Genomic DNA, 21,929 nt, shown 5'->3' with positions numbered 1-21,929 from the left:
TAACGAACATCAACAAACACAGAGAGCTCAAAGAGAAGTATGGAACAAATTTATTTAGCTGGCGGCTGCTTGTGGGGTGTACAAGAATTTATTAAGTACGTTCCTGGTGTTATCAGCACAGAAGCAGGCCGTGCTAATGGAAGCGCCCAGCCAACAGAGAACAAAACGACACAAAGCGACGGCACACAAAGCGATTACAATGGCTACGCGGAGTGCGTACAAATTGAATTTGATCCAAACATCACGTCAGTCACGATTTTGATGGAACACTTGTTTGAGATTATCGACCCTTACAGCTTGAATAAACAAGGTGTCGATGTCGGAGAGAAATACCGCACAGGTGTATACAGCACTAATGCAGAACACTTAACCGAAGCTAAGCACTATATTTCTTCAAGAGATGATGCCGACCGTATCGCTGTTGAGGTGTTGCCGTTGACCAATTATGTTGCCAGCGACGACATCCACCAGCATCACTTAAGTCACTTCCCTGAAGATCACCACTTATGTCATATCCCTTGGGATCTACTGCATAAGTATAAATCACAGTAGTCTCGACGTAAGATTGAGTGATCACGACCTAAGATCGATAAAGCCTCAACAGACATTATCTGTTGAGGCTTTTTAAGTGTTATGGTCAGGACAGCTATCGTGAATTGATTTGGTAGCTCAAGCCATTAACCTTTAGCCATTAGCCATTAGCCATTAACTAATAAATTACTTAGTCGTATTCTCAAGCACGTAGTCTGGACCCGCTGTTTCAGCTGTCACAACCGCAAGTTTAGACACGTCTGCGCCTTCACCTTGGTAAGCGTTAATGCCATTTTCTACAACGACTTTTGGTAGCTCAACCGAGTAGCCTTCGATCAGTTCAGAATCCGTTACTTGACCTACGTAAGTTTCGTCTGTGTAGGTTGCGCCAACTAATGGGAAGTCTTGCGTTGCACGGACACTTACAAATTCAGGTGACTGCGAGTTATCAACCACATTGTGTTTAAACGCCACATCAACACCCGCATAAATGCCTTCCACTTCTGCGTTGTCAAACAAACTTACACGGTGACTTTGGTTGCCGTAAACAATGCCCCACTCAGTATCAACTAGAGAGTTGTTCTCGATAGTGATGTTTTTCGGTGTCCACTGCTTGTTAAGCTCTTTGCCTTTCACCGATTGATCTAACTGCTCACCATTCGCTACGTCGATGATACCTGTGTTGATAACAATGCCGCCACGTAGGTCAGCGTTGCCTTCAATCAAGCCATCGCGGCCTCGAGTATTTGCAATGTAGTTATTGCGGATCACATGGTCTTCATCGTAGATACGGACGCCGCCCGTTAGGCGCTTTCCATTACCAAGAATCATGTTGTTCTCAACTGTGTTGCCTTTTCCGTGACGCAGTGAAATAAGCGCAGTGCTTTGGAAAATAGTATTACCTGAGATCGTGTTGTCGCCCGACTTAATCGAGATAAGCTCACGCTCACCATCCATATCGATCATTAGGTTGTTCACGAACTTAGAACTTGAATCCCACTGTGAAGCTTTAGAATCACCAATACGGATCGCTTCCCAGCTGTTGCCGTTGTAACGAATCGCTTCTTTAATGTCGAATTCGTTGAACTGGTTAGGCTTTTGGTCCATGAAGATGTTGTTTGCGATCAGGTGGTTGTCTGCTGTGTCATCTTTTTGCACACCAATCAAAGTGCCGCGTTTTTGCTTACCTTCGAAACGGTTGTTGATGACTTTGCCGTCTTTACCCCATAGAGAAACCCAAAGGTACTTTGGATACTCAGAACGACGCTCGTCTGGCTCGTACGTGTAATCGTGGTTGAAGTAGTAGAATGTTGAGTTTTGAAGCGTATTGCCATTACCCATCATACGAACTGCGCCAAAGCGTTCGTTAGGACCGCCCTCAGTAAATACCAAGCCATCAAGCGTGATGTCATCACCTTTCAGTTCAAACTGAATCAAACCAGTGATCCACGCAGATCCTGCTTGCTCGGCCTTGATAGTGATGTCATTCGCCGTAATAGTCACTTGACCTAAGTTCGCGTATTTACCGGCAGGGATCACCACTTCATCGCCATCTTTTAGGTTTTCAAATTGTGCTTTAAGCGCAGCCACTTGTTCTTCTGAAGCAACGGCTAAAGTGTCGCCATCTACCTCAGTTAAGCGGTCACTGCTCAATAGGTAACTACGGTCGATTTCGCTAATAGCTGGCGCAGCTTGTTCAGCGACACTGACTACGGGCGCTGTTTTTTCTTGTGTTGTACAGCCAGTTGCAAAAGCGAGCGTGAACGCGCTAATAATGCTTACCGATAATAGTTTTTTGTTCATCGTACATCTCACATTAAAGTTTGGATTATAAAAATGACGACCACCCGTTCAGGTGGCCGTGATGTTATTTAGGATGCGAATTAGATTAGCCTTCGGCTGGAGTCACTTCGTCTTGTTGCTCGACTTTGTCATCGACTGCTTTAACAAGTAACAGACCAACAGAGAACACAATCAAGCCACACAGAACGAATACCATGCGTCCCCACATTGGGTTTGGCAGTACGAACATAGTCATTACGCCCACACCGGCTACCGCGATAAGTGAACCCAACATACGACGTTGCTTGTTATCCAGTTTCTTCTGTTCATTACTTTCAGCAACTAGTGGCGTCGCTAGGTTGTTGAAGAACTTGTCTACGTCTTTCTCACGGTGCTCAGCAAGAGGCTTGTAGAACAGTGTTGAAAGAACAAAGAAGCCAGCAGTAAATATGATGTGACCGATAAGGCCGATAGCCACTTTCAGGTCAGCCCACTCACGGCCAGTTAGTTCATTTAGACCGAACCAGTTTTGAATCATGTCCGCAGTGATAACGAAACCAACGAAGTAAGAAACCACACCACCTACAACTAGCGTGCCCCAACCTGCCCAATCCGGTGTTTTACGGATGAAGAAGCCACAGAATGCTGGAATTGTCATTGGGAAGCCGATCAATGCGCCCACGTACATCATGGTGTCGAAAAGGCTCAGACCTTTAAGAGAGTTGATGAACAGAGCAACCAAGATGATCGCGATACCGAAGAAGGTAGACGTTAGTTTAGAAACAACCATTAGCTCTTTCTCTGTCGCTTTAGGACGAAGAATCGGCTCGTAGAAGTTCTTAACGAAGATACCTGAGTTACGGTTTAGACCTGAGTCCATTGAAGACATTGTTGCTGCGAACATAGCGGCAATCAGAAGGCCAACCATACCTGCAGGCATGTATTCTTGAACGAAGTAAAGGTAAGCGAAGTCAGCGGCTTTGCTGCCAGCTTCTGGGTAAGCTGCTGCTAAATCAACACCTTGACCTGCCATGAACCAAGAAGGCATGAACCAGATGATTGGACCAAGCGTCATTAGTACACAAGCAAGTAGAGCTGCTTTACGTGCGTTATTTGAATCTTTCGCAGCAAGGTAGCGGTAAGAGTTAAGCATGTTGTTGGTGATGCTGAACTGCTTTAAGAAGATGAACACAGCCCAGATGCTGAAGATGCTCATGTAGTTCAGGTTATCACCCGTAATGAATGAATCTGTTGGGAAGTCGTTAACGATCTGCGTAACGCCGCCACCGTGGTAAATCGCAACCACAGCACACGTCACCGTTACCGCCATGATGATAACCATCTGCATAAAGTCAGATGCGATTACCGCCCAAGAGCCGCCTGTTACTGACATTACTAGTACAACCAGACCCGTTAGGACAATCGTCGTTGTCATATCAAAGCCGAAGATACCCGATGCGATGATTGCTAGACCATTCAACCAAATACCTGCAGAGATAACGCTGTTTGGCATACCAGACCAAGTAAATACTTGCTCATTCACCTTACCAAAACGCATACGAATCGCTTCAATTACCGTCACAACACGCAGTTGACGGAACTTCGGAGCGAAGTAAAGGTAGTTCATTAGGTAACCGAATGCGTTCGCGATGAAGATAATCGCTACGGCAAAGCCATCGGTAAAGGCTTTACCTGCTGCACCAGTAAATGTCCAAGCACTGAACTGGGTCATAAATGCGGTTGCACCTACCATCCACCACAGCATATTACCTCCCCCACGGAAGTAATCACTTGTCGTACTTGTAAACGTTCGAAACATCCACCCTATCGCAATTAAGAATAGGAAGTAGATGCCAACTATCAGGGTATTGAGTTCCATCGTTAGACCTTTTATTTATGTTTTTTTGTTGAGGTCACTATAAATAAATGGCAAGTATATTTGTACTACAATAATCCAAATACGTGACAATGATCTTACAGTCTGACACTCAATTAATCATACAAGTGATCGAGTTAAAAGTTGCACCACCTAGGAGCGCAATTCCTCAAGTCAGTGCAGTTATCCGCACTAAATTTCGACCAAAACCCCGAAAAACATGAAAAAAGTCTCTAAAAATCGAAGATTCATCGTTAAAAACTATTATTCTTGACGATCAAAGCTTAAAGAAGAGCAGCAAAAATATCGTTAGATATAATTTATAAAAATGAATTAAACCAATATATTTGTAGTACAAATAAGATCGATAATTTGCTTTTAAAAGTTCCCTATATTAGGCAGCCAATAATGAAAACTTGAAAACCACTATTAGATACTGACAGGGATACACGGAAGTGAAATGCTTTTAACACACCCGCTACACTTTCCCCGTCCAATAAAAAGGTGTCATTATGAAGAAATACGTTCCAATCTTAATTGCTCTTAGTACGGTATCTTCTATGAGCTATGCAGCAACACCGCGTGAAGATGCTGTTGACTACTTACAGATGCGTAAAGGCGTGGCTTACCAAGTAAACCATTCAAAACCTTTCACTGGTCAATTTGAAGAGAAGTTCGATAACGGCCAAGTCGCGACCCAAGCTCAGTTTGCCGATGGCTTAGAACTTGGGCTAGAAACTAACTGGTATCCGAATGGCCAAGTCGCTTCTAAAGTGAATTACGTAAAAGGCGAACTGCAAGGCAAAGCTGAAACCTGGTATCCAAACGGACAGAAAAAAGCAGAACTCAATTATAAAGACAATGAACTATCAGGCACCGCCTCTCGCTGGTATCCCAATGGGGAACAAAGCCTGACAGCTGAATACAGCGACGGACAAAAAGATGGATTGGTAACGGACTACTACCCGAACGGTAATAAGGCCAGCCAAGCGAAGTTTGATGAAGGTGAAGTCGCGAACGGAAAACTTACTCGCTGGAATACTAACGGTGACAAAGTTGAAGAACTGACCTTTAAAGATCACAAAGTCACCTCTAAACAGGTGTGGATGCCTACAGAAAGCTAAGCCTCAAGAACAGCTCTCACGGAGCTCTTTGATATAACTAAACGCCTGCTGTTAAAGTTTGCAGCTACACGTCTGCAACTAAGAGACAAGAGAAGAGAAGGGAAACGAACATTCATGTGATTAAGCGTGAATGTTCGTGGCTTTGATGCTGTAACAGACTCACTTGAGCGTGTTGTCATCAACCTAAAAGCCTATTCTTAAGCCGCGGTTTACACGCTTATTGAGCCGCACACGACTCTCTACTCAAATTTCAAATAAAAAAACGCTCATGTTGCCTGTATCAACATGAGCGCAAGGGTAGATCTTCGACTACCATCTCCTACCTTTCTAGATGAAAGCAGAAGTTATAATTAGAATAGTTGGGAGCAATAATCAAAATGCTTTCGCAAGCACTTCAACGATTTCTTCTTTGTCGCTGATGAGAACAACGGGTAACGATTCGAACCCAGTTCATTCCTATCAAGTTCATACTTATATAGCAGGCTATGTCACTACCTTGCCTACTACATTTCAAACCTTCTCTGATTGAGCTTTAAATCACCTCAAGTAAATGTCTCATGTTCTTAAAGCGGTGGGTTTAATCCATTTAGCTTCAAGACCACTCTTACTTATTCGGCTTCACACCGTCTGTTCATGCAATCAACACAGCAAAGTTATGTGTTGCTACAGAAAGTTAGTAAATAATAATGTATTACAAATAAAAATGATATCTAAAGGTTCAATTTTTTGCTGTAGCGCACATTTATTGATGAACAAAACTCTTCAAAACCATTATCAACAGCCAAACAAATCACTAAAAAAACATCAACTTAACGAAACAACTCGATTTTGTAACCCTTTGTAAATAGTGGTTTTGTCCTAACAACACGATCAAGTTCACAGATCATCACGCCTCGGATCGCTACCATATTTGTAGTATTTTAATTCAAAAGAAAGAGTAACCCTACACACGAAAACAAACGTCATCGCATTGAGCGTATAACTCCGCTTTACCTAAAAGCCGGCGTTGCTAGGGAAAACCCTGAATGGTGAAACTGGCAACTTAGACAGACTTTAGCAAGTTCACAATGAAAAAGAACTTAGCGGAAATATGGGCTCAGCGCGACGTAGAACGACTTTACCCAAAACTTTAATCCCAATACAACAAAGGGCTCAACGTTGGTCCTTTATTAACCATTTTTTATTTAGATACAGTGGAAACAATAAAATGATAAAAACGAATAAAGTAACGCTTGCAGTATTAGCAACTCTTTTTGCAGGCAGCGTGTCTGCGGCATCACTAGATTTTCGTGAAGAGTACAAGCACGATTCGGAAGAATGGGCTGGTCGAGTGAAAATTGGTGGTAGCACAGGTAATCATTACTACGGCGTAGAAATGAAGCACAAGGGTAACCTAAGCGAACTTCAACGTGGTGATAACGAATTTGAATACGGCTACCACTTCAAATTCGATAACAACTGGCGTGTAACAACTTCAATGCCGATTACTTTCGGTGATGAAGCGGTAACTTACAAACCGCAAGTACGTGTTCAATACAAATTTGATTCAGGTGTAACAACGAAACTTCGTTACCGCCATGAGTTCCGCAATTATGCATCAGGTAAAACTTCAACAGGCCTTGATGGTAAGCAACACGACTCATTAAATGCCGGTAAAATTACGGGTAATATCGATTACAACTGGAACGCTTGGCAGTTTGGCTTTGAAGCAAACTACAAAGAAGATTTCTTTAATGACGAATGGAAAATGGGTAACAACGGCGAGTACGAGTGGGACTACAACATGAAGATCGGCTACAAAGAAGCAGATTGGAGCTGGCGCCCATACGTAGAATTTGGCAACGTTCAATGTACAAGTGATACGGTGTGTGACTCAAGCCGTCAACTACGTAGCCGTGTAGGTATTACTTACAGCTTCTAATCGATAGCTACATGAATAATCTAAGATAATTACTGTCCTAATTTTCTAAGACCTAAACAAAAGCCAGCATAATCGCTGGCTTTTATGCTTTCAAATCAGTTCAGTCAACAATGATTCAAATAAGGGAACAAATGGCTTCCCTAGTGACTGATCCTATATAAAAATGATAGTGTCACTTCATCATTCGGAACCACTCGTTTCTGTTGAGCCAAAAATAGCTCCGCTGTTGAAACTGCATCAGCTAACGCATTGTGGCTGTTATACTCAGGAAGACCATATCTGTCACGTGTGCCTGCCAAAGTTAAATCTACCTCTTCATGATTACTGATCGCTTTCTCCATAGATTTTTCAATACACAATGTATCTAACCAAAGCAAAGGCACCGTTCTCAATCCGTAACATCGAAGTAGATATTGACTAATGAACTTCTCTTCTACAACACAAGCGTGCGCAACAATGATTTTACCTTTTGCGGCTTCAAAAAAGGTCAGCATGGCATCATGAATTGACGCGCCCTCTTCCAGCATCTGTGGTGTAATGTGATTAATAACCGCGGTTTCTGCGTTGATCTGAGAGTCGTTGTTAAGATAGATGTGTTTGGCAGATGCCAAATCAATTCGCCCCTTAACCACATCAACCCACCCCATCGATAAAATCAGATCTTGTTCACTGTCTAAGCCCGTCGTTTCAAGATCTAACACAATATACTCACTATCTTTAGCCAAATCCGCCATCTCTGGACACGGCTGTTCAACAAGATCGCGTAATGCTTCAGGCAGTTTAACCGTATTTAGGTATTGCTTTCGCTTGCGCTTGACTCGCTCAAGCGGATGAAAATAATTTAACAATGCTCTCATTAGCGCGCTCCAAAACGAATCTTCGCCGCCTCTTGGAGATCAGCTATGATCCTAAAGGCATCTTTCAAGTGCTTACGTTCAAAGCTACCAAAGCTATCAGGGTTGATGTTGTTGTCTGGTACCTCCCCATTCTTCAAAGCTTCAAGTTGATGACCAAATCGGAAAGATAAAATGAACTGATACGCACCCAGAATGTTCTTGAACGCGTCATCACTGAGCATACCTTTCTCGTTCGCAGCTGCAAAACGCTCGTCGGTTGCAGACAAATCACATTCAACGGCTAGCCCGTATATACGTGCGAGATCGATAATTAGGTTAATCGCGTACTTCTTCACGTTCAACGTTTTCTTATTCTCACCTGACTTCTCTAGCACTAAGCTATTGAAGATGCCAAGTGGCGGGTTGGTATTGACCGCGTCTGTCACTAGCGTGCTTAAAAACTCACGGTTACCGCGAATATTGCTATGCAGCTCATCGCGCAGAATACCTTCGAACTCACTGTTGCCGTAGATAGTACGAATTTCTAGGAACACACTGATATTAAGCAAGCGTTCGTACTCTGGGTTAGCCACCCACTTCTTGTAGTAGTGCTTCCATACACTGAGTGGCTGACACCATTTTGGCGTCGCAGCCATGAATTTACCTGGACATAATGGGTAGTGACAGCTTGCTAAGCCGTTGGTCACCATCATCGCTAAGTGTTTGAAGTAAATACGGTCACTGTCGGTTGCATCGTCAGCAAGAACAATCGCGCTGTCTTGGTCCGACAACATGTGCACTTCATTACGTGCGTGCGATCCGGCTACGATCCAAGAGAAATCACACGGTGGTGGGCCTAACTTATCAATCGCTATTTGAATCAATCGACGGGTATAGGCGTCCATAATCATGGTCATTACCTTGCCGACGGTTTCAGGCGCCACTTTACCTTCCACCAGCGCTTCAAAAATAGCTTGTCGCTCTGAGGTGAACGAAGACATGGTTTTCACGCTGCCCGCGTATTTGATTTTCTCGATCAAGAATATCGCTTGAACACGGTGGTTTTGAACCAAATGAGACGTAGTAAGAAGACCAACGACCTTATTCTCTTTCACAACGGGCAAGTTACGGATATTAAATTGCATCATGATAGAGGCCGCATGCAGCACCAGATCATCCGGTTTTACAGTAAGTGGAGAGTGCGTCATTACCTCTGAGATCAGGCTATCAGTACTCACGCCGTGGGCAATCACTCGCTTAGTCATGTCTCGGTCGGTGATCAAACCAACAATGGTTTCACCTTCATAGATCACGGCACACGGTGAGCGTTGATGAAGCATTTCAACCGCAACCGACTGGATGGTTTGCTCAGACTTAACAATTGCCACCTGCCCGCTTGCCACTTCCTCAACTTTACGAATGAACAGGCCTTTCTCTTTATTCGACCAGACCACATCCAGTGCCGACTTCAAGCGAACCTGCGCCTGTGAAGCAAAGTGTTCTGCGCAACTTGGAAAGGCTTTGAAAAGCGTTTGAAGTGCCGAGTGTGGAATCACATAAAGTAAGGTGTTTTCGATTGCGACAGCTCTATAGCCTTTTTCGTCGTTGACTTCAGAATCTAAGAACGTAAAGCCAAACAAATCTTCACTGCCTAGACGGGCACGAAGCACACCATCCGATTTTCGTTGCTCCATAGAGCCCGTTCGAATGATATAGAGCGATTTTTCCTTCCCAGACTCACACAAATCGACCACATCTCCCTTGCCGAGATAAGTAATTTGCACGTTAGAGGCAAGTTCGCGAAGTGCTTGTTTAGGGATCTTATCGAATGGGTCGATTTGACCTATGAATTGAAGAATATTTGGCAGTAGAGACTGGGGCATAATCACACTCACAATAATTTAATTAGTATTATTATATAACTTAAAATACTGGTTACTAGTGCTTTTAACGAAACAGCAAATAATAGATTAAATATTGGACACCAGTCAGGTTTTCATCAAATTTGGATGCAAAAAAAGCACGTATCAAACGTGCTTTTTAGAGGTCACTGCTGAAATTAGCTTTTGAATAACCGTAATTTTAACTTTGACTACCCTAGTTTTACGAGAATGCCCTCTCGTCGATAATGCAAAACGATCAAAGCTAAAATAACAGTGAAAACAATTAACTAGCGGCTGGTAATCTGTGGTTTGTTTCTAACAGGTGACTTGCTGACGCGTGGCGTGCTTTGTCACTATTACCTGCCATGATTGCTTCATAAATCTGGCGGTGTTCGTTAATACAAGTACTTCCCTCTTCAGAAGAGTGAGAAATAAAGTTAACAAACATGGTCGTTAAGATGTTACCAAATGGAAGATAGAAGTCGTTACCTGTTGCATTGAAGATCAGGCTATGGAACTTCATGTCGATATCTAGCCAACGCTCTTGATCAAGCGTTTCTTCGCTAGAGATTTCTACCATTTGTTGGAAAATACTAGACAGCTCAATGCGTTGTTCTGCACTCGCGAACTGAGCAGCTAAAGCACACGCTTCTGGTTCAATCGCGCGGCGTAAACCCAAAAACTGATGACAGAATTGGTCTGTATCGGCCAAACCGTCCATCCATTCGATCAATTGTGGATCTAAGAAGTTCCAGAACGCGCGGTTAACAACGCGAGTACCAATCTTAGGACGAGATTCTAATAGACCTTTTGAAGTCAGAAGCTTAACCGCTTCTCTTAATGCTGTTCTACTGATACCAAATTGCTCACACAGAGCCATTTCACCAGGGATAATAGAACCTTGAGGCAAATTGCCCGACAAAATACCACGTGCGATTTCACGTGCAACTTGCACATGAAGGCTTCGCTTAGAGCCTGAAATCGAATTGAAAGAGCCAGCCATGTGTCTACTTACTTATTAGATATGTATTATTTAACTCGGACTATAGCACTGATTTATATCTGCACCAACTAAGTATAAGAATAACGTGAGGTCACGAATGATATAGGCTAGCGAAGATTTTATGAATATTATAAGTATTTAGTTCATCAAACTAATTAAAAACATTTATTCATACAAATGGTTCTTATTTACACCGTTTTTTGTATGCGCAAACTCACAAAACGACTCTTACTCTCACTATTTATGTCGTTGATGATCAGTTTTGAGATGACTATCCTTGAATACTGCAAGTGTTATTGTATGATTTATTAACGCGAATGATCTACAATATAGGCGACTGTGATGTTTAACGATTTAAAAGGCAAACGCATTCTAATTACTGGCTCTACTGCAGGTATGGGCTTAGCTACAGCACGTATTTTCGCAAAGTATGGTGCAAAAATTGGTATCAATAGTCGTGCTTCTAGCCCAAAAGTTGATGACGTTCTATCTGAACTTACCGCACTGGGTGGCGATGTTGCCTTTTTTCCTGCAAACCTAATGGACACATTAGAGTGCGAAAGGTTAGTCAAAGAGTTCACTGATCATTTTGGTGGCATGGACGTGTTGATTAACAACGCCGGTGGCCTTGGTGGTCGCGCCAATCTAGAAAATATCGATGATGAGTTTTATGAGCGCGTAATGAACCTTAATGTTCGCTCTGCGCTGATGACAACCAAGTTCTCTATCCCGCACTTACGCGCCTCTGCTGCTGAGTCCGGGCAAACATCTTGTGTGATTAGCACGGGTTCGATTGCCGCTCGTGAAGGTGGTGGTGTGGGTGCTGGTGTATATGCCGCATCGAAAGCTTGGTTACACGATATCCATCGGAACTGGGTAAAAGAATTTGCTAAAGACAATATCCGTTTCAACATAGTTTCACCAGGCACTATCGATACCGCATTTCATGACGGCAAAAGCGATGAGCTAAAGTCGACCATTGCTAGCAATATCCCTATGGGTCGCTTTGGCAGTATTGAAGAAGTAGCACCTACTTTTGCTTTCTTTGCCTCACATGCTTGCAGCGGTTACATCACAGGTCAAATCCTAGATGTTAACGGCGGACAAATAACGCCCTAGTTAGCTGGTTTATATAAGCTCACTCAGCGATTTAAGTTCGCCACACTATATAAGTGTTAACAGACCCGAGTAGATGAGGGAAAACCTTACACTAAATTCGACGTATACACTGACACTAAACACCAGATTCGTCTGGCTTTTAGTGTTTTCAAAGTTTCAATTTCAGGTGGTTTAAATGTCAATATTTACATTGGTGGAAGATTCAAGCCGCCGAATTCATGTTCAAGTGGCGAGACAAATTGCTCGCAAGATCTTGTCAGGCGAGTTAGAAGAAAATCAAAAGTTACCCAGCGAAATGGAGCTGTGCGAAATCTTTGGAGTGAGCAGAACTGCCCTTCGAGAATCAACTAAGCTACTTTCGGCAAAAGGTTTAATCGAGTCGAAGCCAAAAGTGGGCACTCGTATCAAACCGAGAACACAGTGGCACTTCTTGGACCCGCAATTGCTGTACTGGATCCAAGATTTAGAAGATACTAAACCCTTCTTGTCTCAATTTTTAGGCTTAAGAAAAGCGATTGACCCGGAAGCGTGTGCGCTCGCTGCAACCAATGCAACTGTAGAGCAACGCAAAGAGCTTTCGATTCTTTTCCAGAAAATGACCATCGCAGCAAATAGCTTCGATTATGAAGAGTGGACGACCAACGATCACCTGTTTCACCAAACGATTTTCTTATCGACAGGTAATCAATTTTACATTCCATTCGCGAACATTCTGTCGACTATCTTCAAGCAGTTTATCGACCACTCCGCTGAAGGCGGTCGCTTCTGTTTAGAAGAACACAAAGCGATTTACGACGCAATAATGTCTGGCGATGCCAAGCAAGCTCGAATTGCTTCTCAAGTCCTGCTAGACGATGAGAACCAAAAGCTCTCTAGGGTTGAATTAGCCATCGCATAACCGAGATTAACCAAACTGACTTGTTTTTCAAAGACACAAGTCAGTCTTGTTTTAGCACCCATTTTTTAACCATCAACTACCGTAGTGTTTTCTTCTTTAAACGCTCTACTCCGCCACCTCAGAGAAAGCTTACGGTTATACACATAAGGTGTTGTTTGTGTCTTCACAATCGTACGTAAGGAAAAATTTCTCTCTCGCCTGGCCCCTCGCCTTAAACGGTATCTTGATGCAGTCGATGTTGATGATCGACACACTGCTTGTCTCTCCTCTTGGTGAAATCCCTTTAGCTGCAATGGGGATTGCGACGACTATCGTTGCCTTTGTACTGGGAATTCAAATGGCGCTGGCAAACGGTACTCAGTTAGTATTAAGCCGCGCAGTGGGCTCTGGCATCGCCGCATCATTATCTAAAGCATTTTGGGCAGGGTTATTTATCAACCTTGGCGTAGCAACACTATTTTGGCTTCTACTTACTTTTTTCGAACAACCCTTGATTCAAGCTTTAACAGATGACGCTTCCCTTCACTTAGAAATCAGCCGCTATCTAGACATCTCGAAATACATCGTTATTTTTACCGCGTTAACGCAGGTGATCATTGCTTTATTTAATGCGCTAGGCAGAACTAAAGTCCCATTCAAAGGTTACTTAATTGAACTGCCTATCAATGCTGTACTCTCATATGTGCTGATTCATGGTTTTTCTAATTTTGAAGGGATTGGAGTACAAGGCGCTGCATTAGGCAGCATTATTGCAATAACGATCCGCTTGCTGTATTTGGTTTTGTGCGTGCATTTAAGCTCAGCGATTTCACTCAAATTAGACGCTCAGCGCTCTGAATTCTTTACCAACGTTCGCCGTCACTTTATCGAAATATTCCCTGTAGCAGCGAACGTGACCATGCTTTTGATTGGCGCAACGATATATCAATTGTTGTATTCGCAACTTAACATCAACGCTTACGTAGCGATTACTTTGGTGATGCCTTGGATCAGGGCTGTCTCTCAATTTATTACCGCTTGGGCTCACTCTTCCGCGATTACTATCAGCCAAGCGATTGGCTCCAAAAAGATGGATGACCTAGTCAAAAACGTCGATACCAGTATCGATATTGCAGTCGTCATTTCTTTCGTTTGTGCACTCTTATTCGCAGGATTAAGTCTGGTCATTGGTGACATTTACCCGAACTTGGATGAATCTACCTATCAAGCATTGGCCGTTATCGCCCCACTCTACATCTTCTTGCCGATTGTCCGTGGCTACAACACGGTTCATGGGAATGTATTAAGAGCACTAGGAAAAACGACCGCAGTCTTCAAAATCAACTTTACTGGTCAATGGGTAATTTCAATTCCATTGTGTGCATTGATCATCTTTGGATTAGACGGTTCTATCTTTTGGGCTTTCGCTATCCAACCATTCGAAGAAGTCGTTAAAGCTTTCCCATTCCGTCATTTGGCTCGAAAGTCTCTTAAAGAGTTTGATGCCGACAAAGCTAAAGAGTTGATGTATGACTAAACTCCGTATCGAGTCGCCGTCCTAAAATCTTTCTACGCTTTCTGATTACAACCTTGTCTTTTGACAAGGTTGTATTGTTTCAGCTGTACCGTTCATTGGTAAGCTTCATTGTACTCTCGCTGATACCCGGCTCATCTTAAATCTCATAGAAAACAAAAAGACCACTCAACATTCGGTTCAGTGGTCTTCGAAAACATTCCTTAAGGCCTGTTTCTAACTAGCCTTATGTACTATTTGCCGTTCAACTTTAGTGCCGAGAAAGTCACACTGTTATAGTCGCCATTCTTTTTATCGACAGCGAAATCGCCAGTACCGCCACAACCTGGCCCCCATACAGGGTGAGAATCGCTCACGCTACATTGGCCGTATGCGCCCGCTTTGTAATAGAAATCATCTTCAGCATAACCCGTTGGTGAATCAAGCTCATCAATACCCTTGCTCAGATCGATTTCATACTTAACCGTATCGTGACGTTCTGTTTCAAACGTTAGGTACATCATGGTGCCTTTCACTTCCACTTTGTAACTAAACTCTTCACCAAGAGCAATACCCGCTTCACCCGGCTCTGCAGGGTTTTCCCACGTGTTACCCCACACTGGATAAGCGATATCGGCACGGTTAGGATCTTTTTTCTCTAGGTTACGTTCATAGTTCCAGAATACTGAACCCATTTCTTGGTCAGGAAACTTCTTATAGAAGATCTTTAGTGGTTCATTACCATGCCCATAACCGGTTCCAGCTTTGATTAGCTCATTATGTTTTTTAGCGTGAATCTGACCAACAACCACCGAGTGAGCTGGGTACTTTTCTGGGAACTTAGCGTTAACTGAGACGTGATTAACTTTTAATGTCGCTTCTAATGTTCCGCCAACAGCACTGTATTCACTAGCCGCTGGGTGACTCGACAGTGCCCACTGGTTTCCTTTATCAGCCGTATCGATAGAGAAATCTGCGCCTCTTGGCATTTGTCGTAATTCAGAACGCGCATTCTTCGAGTTTTTCGTCGTAATCGCTTGGTTCTGCACTTCAAATACAAGGTTGCCGTCTTTATCAAGATGGAAGAAATCACTATGTGAGTAGCTCATCATGGCTACCCCTTCTATTTCATCAACACGACCATCTTCATTAATATCTGAAGGTATGGTTATTTTCCAATTATGCATATCGAATTTATCGGCAGGTACGGGGGAAGAAACACCGTTATTTGCGAAAGTAACCATTGGTACAGTCGCTAATAGCGCCACTGCTAATATGTTTTTCTTAAACATGACTCATCCTTTATTGTTAACAGATACCGAGTACACACTCAGTACAGAAACCACTTTTGAACACGAATTAGTACTAAATATTTTCTCTTCGACTTAAATAAGCCAACCGATAAATAGAATTTACATTTAGCCATTTTGTAACTTTTATTAAACATCTGGCTATGGTTTATATTTATGCCTCTCAACATGCTCCCTATGTTTAAGCCACGATGGTTAAAATCATCATTATTAACATATAGAAACACTTAATATTTGTATTATTTTAACACATGCAAAAAAGTGAGTTTCTAAGGTTTGTGAATATGAGAAGTACGTCATGATTGATTTAATACACAAGCCCTAAATTGAGATATTCATAACATTTAGCTATATATTTGGGCCATTAGTCAGAACTTTTTGATAGATCTCACAGAAATCTGACTCAATAATAAATACCATATTTGTCATACATTAATTTAATACCATGTAAGGTATTGGTTTGTGAGCCACGGGTACATTGGATGTATCCAGAATAAAAAAATAATAGTGAGACAAAGGTATGAATTCTGTTACAAAAATTTCTGCAGCTGTTGCATGTACTCTTTTAGCGGGCACAGCTACTGGTGCATCTCTTGATTATCGTTACGAGTATCGTGCTGCGACGGATTATACAAAAACAAATGGCGACACGGCTCACGTAGACGCTCGCCATCAACACCGAGTGAAGCTAGGTGAAAGCTTTAAACTGTCAGATAAGTGGAAGCACTCAACGGGCCTTGAAGTTAAATTCCATACTGACGATTCTTACTACGACGCAGATTCTGGCGAAGTTAAATCAGCAAACAGTAGAAGCTTCTATGACGGCAATTGGTATATTTACGGTATGGAAGTAGAAAATACAGCAACTTACAAAGTCGATAACAACTGGTATCTACAAGTTGGTATGCCGATCGCTTGGGACTGGGATGAGCCGAACTACAACGGCGGTGACTGGAAGATGAAAAAAGTCACTTACAAACCTCAATTCCGTGTTGGTTATAATGCGGATATGGGATTAACGACTGCCATTCGTTACCGTCACGAGTATGCTGATTTCCGCAACCATACACAGTTTGGTGATAAGGATTCAGAAACTGGCGAACGTTTAGAATCAGCTCAAAAATCCAAAATAACGCTAACAGGTGCATATAAAATTGAGTCTCTACCGAAGCTTGGTCTTTCTTACGAAGCAAACTATGTAAAATCTTTGGATAACGTACTTCTTTATAATAGTGATGACTGGGAATGGGATGCTGGCTTAAAAGTAAACTACAAGTTCGGTTCTTGGAAACCTTTTGCTGAGATTTGGTCTTCTGATATCAGCTCATCTTCTAAAGATCGCGAAGCAAAATACCGTGTTGGTGTTGCTTACTCATTCTAATTAGAAATAGTCAATTTATAAAATACCCCTCTCCTCTTGTAAATTTTTGGGGCATATTTTAAGCACTTTATTTAAATAATAGGATGTTCTAATTAACGTTAGTTTCATCCTAATAAATATTTAACGACTATTCATTATCTATTTCTTATGTGATTTACATATGGATTTAATATCATAAAGAGAATATTTTATGCAGATTTCTAAAGTCGCTACAGCTGTCGCTCTTTCGACAGGTTTATTATTTGGTTGTAACAGTGACGGTTTACCTATCCCGACCGATGGTTCTACTGATCCAGGTAACCAACCTTCAGCATTAACTACGGGTTACTGGCAAATCAGTGATGGTAACTCCGCTTCAATATCCGCGTCATCAAACGCTGATCTACCAAATGTTTATGTTTTCCAAGAAGATGGCAATCATAAATACTATGACGATGATGATGACTTAGGTACTTACACGATTAAAGATGCAAGTGCTTCTACTAATAATTATGATGAAGAAGCCGGTACGGTCTCTTTCACATATTATGAAACAGGCACATCAACGATCGAAATTCTAGATGGTGTTTTTTCTTTCGATGACGCTGGTGCTCTGAATATTTCAGATAACACCACTGGCATAGACTACTCTGGTTCAGACCAAACTGCGACTGACGCCGTACAAGAAGCTATCAGTAAAGCCAATGAAGCAAATGGTATCAATGGCTACGTTCAAATTTTGGACACCAACAATGGTGGTGTAAAGAATGATGTGGGTGAACTACGTTTGAAATTGTCTGACAGCAGCACAGGGGCAACAGTAGACAGTATCGCATCAGGAAAGGTAACCGTTGACTTAATCTACCAAGTAGATGAAAACACCGAGCAAGAAGCGAATGGTTCAGGTAACAACGCTTATATTAGTCTCTACGCTTCTGGTACTTCTAACACTAATTTACACGGCGAAGTTATTTTTAATGCTGGAGAAATTTTCTACCGTTCCACGGTTACCGATAGTAGCGGTAAACCTCAAATTCCTGATGAGCCTGTAGGCACTTACACTTTAGGTGAAGATCTCGCGGTTGAAATCAGTTGGGCGAGCGGTTACTACACATTCAAAGTCAATGACACTGTATACGACAATAGCGGCAACGGTTTTGAGGCTTTCGACAAAGCTGCCGTTACTATCGTGTCATTGAAGCTTGGTGATACTTCTAACACAACACACTACGAGTTAAACGCTGACAACTTTAAAGTTTATTCGAATGACACAGCTTCTGATGAGCTAGTGTTTGAAGATAACTTTAACAATTACCCGAATGGCCAAGCGCTATCAGGTAATCCGTACAACAACAATACTGCGGAAGCGACAGTTGTTGTTGATGGCGGCAATACTGAGCCAGAACCTGAACCAGATCCAGATCCAGAGCCCGGCGAAGTAACAGACAACTTCGATTCTTATACTGTAGGTACGCAGATCGATGTGGCTAACCCTGCGTACCAGACAAAAGGTGTTGATGGGGTTTTAAATACAGCAGTGATCAGTAGTGACTTTGCCAAGTCGGGTTCTAACTCTTTACGAATTGAAGATGGTGCGGACTCAACCACTGATAATAACAAAGCTATCGTTGGCCGCGACTTTGCTAATGGCGCAGCAGAAACTGGCTCTGTTTCTACATCTGTATACATCCCTAGCGATGGCTATGTAAAAGCATCATACATTTTCTTAGGTTCTAATAACGATGCATCATCTAGTGGTCGCTTCACTGAAGTTGTATTTACATCTAGTATGATTAAATTCCGCAACGAATCAGGCAGCCAAGTTGACCTTGCTTCATACTCAAAAGACACATGGGTAGATGTGACCATTTCATGGGTAGATACAGACATTACCGTCAATGTTGATGGAACAGACTACACTGGGTTAAAAGCTGAAAGTGCAGGTGGTTCCCCGACCGCTATTGCGCTATACAATGGTGACAATGGTTCAAAAGGGACATACACCTACTTCGACAACCTAGATTCAGACCTATTCTAGTTCTCACTAGAAAGTCTGTTTGACTTGATTGCTAGATAAAACAAATCCCTATCAACGTAATTTGATAGGGATTTTTTATTGTTAGCTCAAGAATAAAAAGCAGACTGGCGATTCAGTTAAGCTCTCTGACTCAGCGGAACTTTGCTTCAGCGTTGAATAAGCACCGATGCTGCTAGTAACGAATGCCCCCTTGCCTCTCTAACTTATTTAACCCTCTCAAAAGCCCTGTATCTATCATAGATAAACAAAACCCCTCAGCTCTGCACTCAACCCACAAATTATTATTCAGCATCACCGTAGCATACAATCAAGGTATTTACGGCCTGCAAGCAACTAACCCTCAAGCGTATCCCCTTGAGCACTAGATGCGTTTGATCATCGACTTGAGCCCGCCTGAGTATTTCATTAAGCATTGGCGCTAATAAAGTGATGGCTAACCGCCCTTCTATTTATGCAAGAGTTAGAGCACGATTTATGGCTGTTGCTAAGAGTCTTGCTAAACAACCCAAAAGTGACGGTTTCAAGAACAAAACGGGAGTAATCAGCCGAGCTAACGCTTATTAGTAGACCAGGCAAAACAATACGTTCATGTGTAGACGTCGCATTAGTACATACCTTGAGAACGAAGTCGAAGTTTTCTAGCTATGGCGATTCCAAAATAATATTGGCATTGTTTAGCTTTGAATGAGAGCCAATATGACCTGTTATCAGCTGAGATTAATCATGACTGAGGTTAATGGTGATCGGCGATTGGGGAAAGGATAGTGACTGAAACTGATAATGACTAAAGTTAATACTGAATGAGCTTAATGATAATGTCTTAAACTCTGTGCAACTGATAACTACCCCTCTCCTACTCAATTAAATCATACGCTTAAGCCCAACCAACAGCAGGCACAAAAAAGCCTCCAAACCCTAAGGCTGGAGGCTATTGCGATAGCTTTAATATTAAGTGTTATTCGGTTAGATTACTTTTTGTATTGATCGTGCGATACGTCTAGTTGGTAGAAAGTCGCTTGTGAATAATCGTCTAGGTCGCCGCTGATGTTTTGGTTGTAAACACCGGCTTTGAAGTACATGTACTTGCCGCCTACGTCGTAGCCGCTGTTGCTCATATCAACCACTTGTACAACGTCGTCTTTGCCTTCACGCATTAACGTTACAGTCATCGTGTTGCCTTTAACGTCAATACGGTAGCTGAACACTTCGCCAAGTGCGATACCATCGTCACCCACTTCAGCCGTCATGTCGCCCACTAGAGGGTAGAAGTCCTCTTTAGTTGCGTCTTGGCTTTCGTGTGCGAAGTAAACCGCACCCGTTGCTTGGTTTGGCAGTTTACGGTAGTACAAACGAATTGGTTCATCGTTTTGATCGTGAATCTGACCAATGATAAAGCGGCCTACTTCGTTCGCATTACCTGTTGTTGTTGCGTGATCGATTTTCAACGTTGCTTCTAAAACGCCATCAATACCAGCAGCAGCTTCTAAGTCAGACTCAGGTGCGCTTGAGAATACCCAGTTGTTCTTGTTAACACCTTTAGTGCTAATAGACTGGTCACCACGGCGCATCATTTCGCGAAGCTCTGTACGCGCATACTTAGTATTTTTAGAGGTACGAACACCTTTCACGTAAGACTTGAAGACTAGACCACCATCGTCAGCTGTGTAGAAGATCTCTGGGTGTTGGTAACCGTTTGCAAGGTTCCACTCAGAAACATCATCAGGCTTACCGTTTTTGTCATGGTCGAATGGTTGAGATAGGTACCAATGCGTCATGTCAAAGTTTTCGCTTGGCGCGTTACCTGCAACTGGTGTCGCTGGCAGGCCTGTCGGAACTGGCAGTGCACTGCGTGTGTCACATTCAACTGAGGTCTCACAAGGGTAAACCGCTGCTACACCAAAGTTACCTGAACGAAGATCTTTGCGCGCATCTTTACGTGCTTTTTCCACTGCTTTCATTTCAGCGATAATAACTGCTTCTGCTGCTACCACGTCTGGAGTGATGATATGGCTAGCAGGACATGCGTTAATGTTACAGTTAACCGCAGCTAACCCTGTCACACTGTTCCAACCATTTTTGGTGTTACCGTGACCAACGTATCTTACGTAGCGCGCTTGCACTGCTGGCTCGAATTGGAAACGCTCTAGGCCGATCGCTTTACCTGAGCTCAGTTGGTTTTCAAGTACGGTTGTCCAGGTTTCACCATCGACACTTACTTGAATATCAAATTTAGACTGGCGCTCGTTACCTTTGCTGAAAGATGCTTGAACCGCATCAAATTCTTGAACTGAACCATAATCTAGCATTGCCCACTCACCGTCACCCGCTGAAGACCAACGTGTAGTTAGGTCTTGGTCAATGAGACGATCAGGTCCGTTACCATCATGGCTACTAGCGGCAACAGCAACTGGCGTCAGAAGCGCTTCACCAGTTTCTTTGTTATTTGGGAAATCAACAGTCGGTGTGCTCGTGCTCGCACAACCAACTGCAAGTAAAATAGAAGAAGCGAGTAAGGTTTTTAGAGTAATTTGTTTCATATCTAATCCATTATTATAATACAAAGACAGCGTTCGTAAGTGAAAGATAAATTGGCAAACACGAGCTATAAGGCGTTTTCTCTCTCAGTATTTGCGATAACACAAAAATATTACGTAATCTTATAATACAAATAAAACACTTCGTTGAATAAATGAGACTGGGAACACTTTTCGCTTTTTCCATACTTTAACTGGATCACACTTCCTATTGATAAAAGA

At 42.6% G+C, this 21,929-nt stretch carries 15 protein-coding genes; 8 read left to right on the top strand and 7 right to left on the bottom strand.

Annotated features, from left to right (window positions below; translation table 11 throughout):
* Positions 1 to 39 precede the first annotated feature (39 nt).
* Positions 40 to 552 carry a peptide-methionine (S)-S-oxide reductase gene (locus tag AB4249_RS16560; RefSeq protein WP_017063632.1) on the top strand — a complete coding sequence of 171 codons (513 nt, stop codon included), beginning with the start codon at positions 40 to 42 and terminating at the stop codon, positions 550 to 552.
* Between the two features lie 165 nt (positions 553 to 717).
* On the opposite strand, the gene AB4249_RS16555 is transcribed toward AB4249_RS16560, so the two are convergent.
* Positions 718 to 2,334, bottom strand: a complete 1,617-nt coding sequence (locus AB4249_RS16555; RefSeq protein WP_102398579.1) for a polysaccharide lyase 6 family protein — start codon at positions 2,332 to 2,334, stop codon at positions 718 to 720.
* An 85-nt stretch (positions 2,335 to 2,419) separates the two neighbouring features.
* Positions 2,420 to 4,192 (bottom strand): sodium:solute symporter family transporter, encoded by a 1,773-nt coding sequence (locus AB4249_RS16550; protein WP_017061461.1) that lies wholly within the window; start codon positions 4,190 to 4,192, stop codon positions 2,420 to 2,422.
* A 509-nt stretch (positions 4,193 to 4,701) separates the two neighbouring features.
* On the opposite strand from AB4249_RS16550, the gene AB4249_RS16545 reads away from it, so the two are divergent.
* Positions 4,702 to 5,313, top strand: coding sequence for a toxin-antitoxin system YwqK family antitoxin (locus tag AB4249_RS16545; RefSeq protein WP_017061462.1), 612 nt, complete (start codon positions 4,702 to 4,704; stop codon positions 5,311 to 5,313).
* Positions 5,314 to 6,520: 1,207 nt separating this feature from the next.
* Positions 6,521 to 7,234: an oligogalacturonate-specific porin KdgM family protein gene (locus tag AB4249_RS16540; protein ID WP_010438391.1), complete on the top strand. Its 714-nt coding sequence runs from the start codon at positions 6,521 to 6,523 to the stop codon at positions 7,232 to 7,234.
* 140 nt (positions 7,235 to 7,374) lie between these two features.
* Here AB4249_RS16540 and AB4249_RS16535 read toward each other — a convergent pair whose 3' ends face one another.
* The 3 genes from AB4249_RS16535 to AB4249_RS16525 form a co-directional block, all read right to left on the bottom strand.
* Positions 7,375 to 8,091, bottom strand: a complete 717-nt coding sequence (locus tag AB4249_RS16535; RefSeq protein WP_372104021.1) for a 3'-5' exonuclease — start codon at positions 8,089 to 8,091, stop codon at positions 7,375 to 7,377.
* Positions 8,091 to 9,953, bottom strand: a complete 1,863-nt coding sequence (locus AB4249_RS16530) for a DUF294 nucleotidyltransferase-like domain-containing protein (protein WP_372104018.1) — start codon at positions 9,951 to 9,953, stop codon at positions 8,091 to 8,093. The genes AB4249_RS16535 and AB4249_RS16530 overlap by 1 nt, the downstream gene beginning before the upstream one ends.
* A gap of 283 nt (positions 9,954 to 10,236) precedes the next feature.
* Positions 10,237 to 10,956 (bottom strand): FadR/GntR family transcriptional regulator, encoded by a 720-nt coding sequence (locus AB4249_RS16525; protein WP_017069960.1) that lies wholly within the window; start codon positions 10,954 to 10,956, stop codon positions 10,237 to 10,239.
* A 342-nt stretch (positions 10,957 to 11,298) separates the two neighbouring features.
* Between AB4249_RS16525 and AB4249_RS16520 the strand changes: the two genes are divergently transcribed.
* From AB4249_RS16520 to AB4249_RS16510, 3 genes are all read left to right on the top strand, one after another.
* On the top strand, positions 11,299 to 12,075 hold the full coding sequence (locus AB4249_RS16520; RefSeq protein ID WP_065584137.1) for an SDR family NAD(P)-dependent oxidoreductase: 777 nt from the start codon (positions 11,299 to 11,301) through the stop codon (positions 12,073 to 12,075).
* A gap of 175 nt (positions 12,076 to 12,250) precedes the next feature.
* Complete coding sequence (locus AB4249_RS16515; RefSeq protein WP_017063624.1) at positions 12,251 to 12,973, top strand: FadR/GntR family transcriptional regulator; 723 nt, start codon at positions 12,251 to 12,253, stop codon at positions 12,971 to 12,973.
* A gap of 148 nt (positions 12,974 to 13,121) precedes the next feature.
* Positions 13,122 to 14,489: an MATE family efflux transporter gene (locus AB4249_RS16510; RefSeq protein ID WP_081322222.1), complete on the top strand. Its 1,368-nt coding sequence runs from the start codon at positions 13,122 to 13,124 to the stop codon at positions 14,487 to 14,489.
* A 230-nt stretch (positions 14,490 to 14,719) separates the two neighbouring features.
* Here AB4249_RS16510 and AB4249_RS16505 read toward each other — a convergent pair whose 3' ends face one another.
* On the bottom strand, positions 14,720 to 15,757 hold the full coding sequence (locus AB4249_RS16505; RefSeq protein ID WP_102332123.1) for a polysaccharide lyase family 7 protein: 1,038 nt from the start codon (positions 15,755 to 15,757) through the stop codon (positions 14,720 to 14,722).
* A gap of 538 nt (positions 15,758 to 16,295) precedes the next feature.
* Here AB4249_RS16505 and AB4249_RS16500 point away from each other — a divergent pair.
* Positions 16,296 to 17,156, top strand: a complete 861-nt coding sequence (locus AB4249_RS16500) for an oligogalacturonate-specific porin KdgM family protein (protein ID WP_065584138.1) — start codon at positions 16,296 to 16,298, stop codon at positions 17,154 to 17,156.
* 190 nt (positions 17,157 to 17,346) lie between these two features.
* The gene (locus AB4249_RS16495; protein ID WP_102394490.1) at positions 17,347 to 19,173 is read left to right on the top strand and encodes a hypothetical protein; all 1,827 of its coding nucleotides are present in this window, start codon (positions 17,347 to 17,349) and stop codon (positions 19,171 to 19,173) included.
* Between the two features lie 968 nt (positions 19,174 to 20,141).
* Here the strand turns inward: AB4249_RS16495 and AB4249_RS16490 are convergent.
* A complete protein-coding gene (locus tag AB4249_RS16490) occupies positions 20,142 to 21,710 on the bottom strand; it encodes a polysaccharide lyase family 7 protein (RefSeq protein ID WP_372104014.1) in 1,569 nt (522 codons plus the stop codon).
* Positions 21,711 to 21,929 lie beyond the last annotated feature (219 nt).

Source organism: Vibrio sp. 10N.261.55.F4 (assembly GCF_041470465.1).
Classification (GTDB): Bacteria; Pseudomonadota; Gammaproteobacteria; order Enterobacterales; family Vibrionaceae; genus Vibrio; species Vibrio crassostreae_C.
This window is presented reverse-complemented; position numbering and strand designations above follow the sequence as displayed.

What these genes read in the sequence shown, in the direction of transcription:
- AB4249_RS16495 (WP_102394490.1), top strand. Translation starts at nt 17,347, where the DNA reads ATGCAGATTTCTAAAGTCGCTACAGCTGTCGCTCTTTCGACAGGTTTA.
- AB4249_RS16505 (WP_102332123.1), bottom strand. Translation starts at nt 15,757, where the DNA reads ATGTTTAAGAAAAACATATTAGCAGTGGCGCTATTAGCGACTGTACCA.
- AB4249_RS16540 (WP_010438391.1), top strand. Translation starts at nt 6,521, where the DNA reads ATGATAAAAACGAATAAAGTAACGCTTGCAGTATTAGCAACTCTTTTT.
- AB4249_RS16530 (WP_372104018.1), bottom strand. Translation starts at nt 9,953, where the DNA reads ATGCCCCAGTCTCTACTGCCAAATATTCTTCAATTCATAGGTCAAATC.
- AB4249_RS16535 (WP_372104021.1), bottom strand. Translation starts at nt 8,091, where the DNA reads ATGAGAGCATTGTTAAATTATTTTCATCCGCTTGAGCGAGTCAAGCGC.
- AB4249_RS16500 (WP_065584138.1), top strand. Translation starts at nt 16,296, where the DNA reads ATGAATTCTGTTACAAAAATTTCTGCAGCTGTTGCATGTACTCTTTTA.
- AB4249_RS16545 (WP_017061462.1), top strand. Translation starts at nt 4,702, where the DNA reads ATGAAGAAATACGTTCCAATCTTAATTGCTCTTAGTACGGTATCTTCT.
- AB4249_RS16555 (WP_102398579.1), bottom strand. Translation starts at nt 2,334, where the DNA reads ATGAACAAAAAACTATTATCGGTAAGCATTATTAGCGCGTTCACGCTC.
- AB4249_RS16515 (WP_017063624.1), top strand. Translation starts at nt 12,251, where the DNA reads ATGTCAATATTTACATTGGTGGAAGATTCAAGCCGCCGAATTCATGTT.
- AB4249_RS16490 (WP_372104014.1), bottom strand. Translation starts at nt 21,710, where the DNA reads ATGAAACAAATTACTCTAAAAACCTTACTCGCTTCTTCTATTTTACTT.
- AB4249_RS16560 (WP_017063632.1), top strand. Translation starts at nt 40, where the DNA reads ATGGAACAAATTTATTTAGCTGGCGGCTGCTTGTGGGGTGTACAAGAA.
- AB4249_RS16520 (WP_065584137.1), top strand. Translation starts at nt 11,299, where the DNA reads ATGTTTAACGATTTAAAAGGCAAACGCATTCTAATTACTGGCTCTACT.
- AB4249_RS16525 (WP_017069960.1), bottom strand. Translation starts at nt 10,956, where the DNA reads ATGGCTGGCTCTTTCAATTCGATTTCAGGCTCTAAGCGAAGCCTTCAT.
- AB4249_RS16550 (WP_017061461.1), bottom strand. Translation starts at nt 4,192, where the DNA reads ATGGAACTCAATACCCTGATAGTTGGCATCTACTTCCTATTCTTAATT.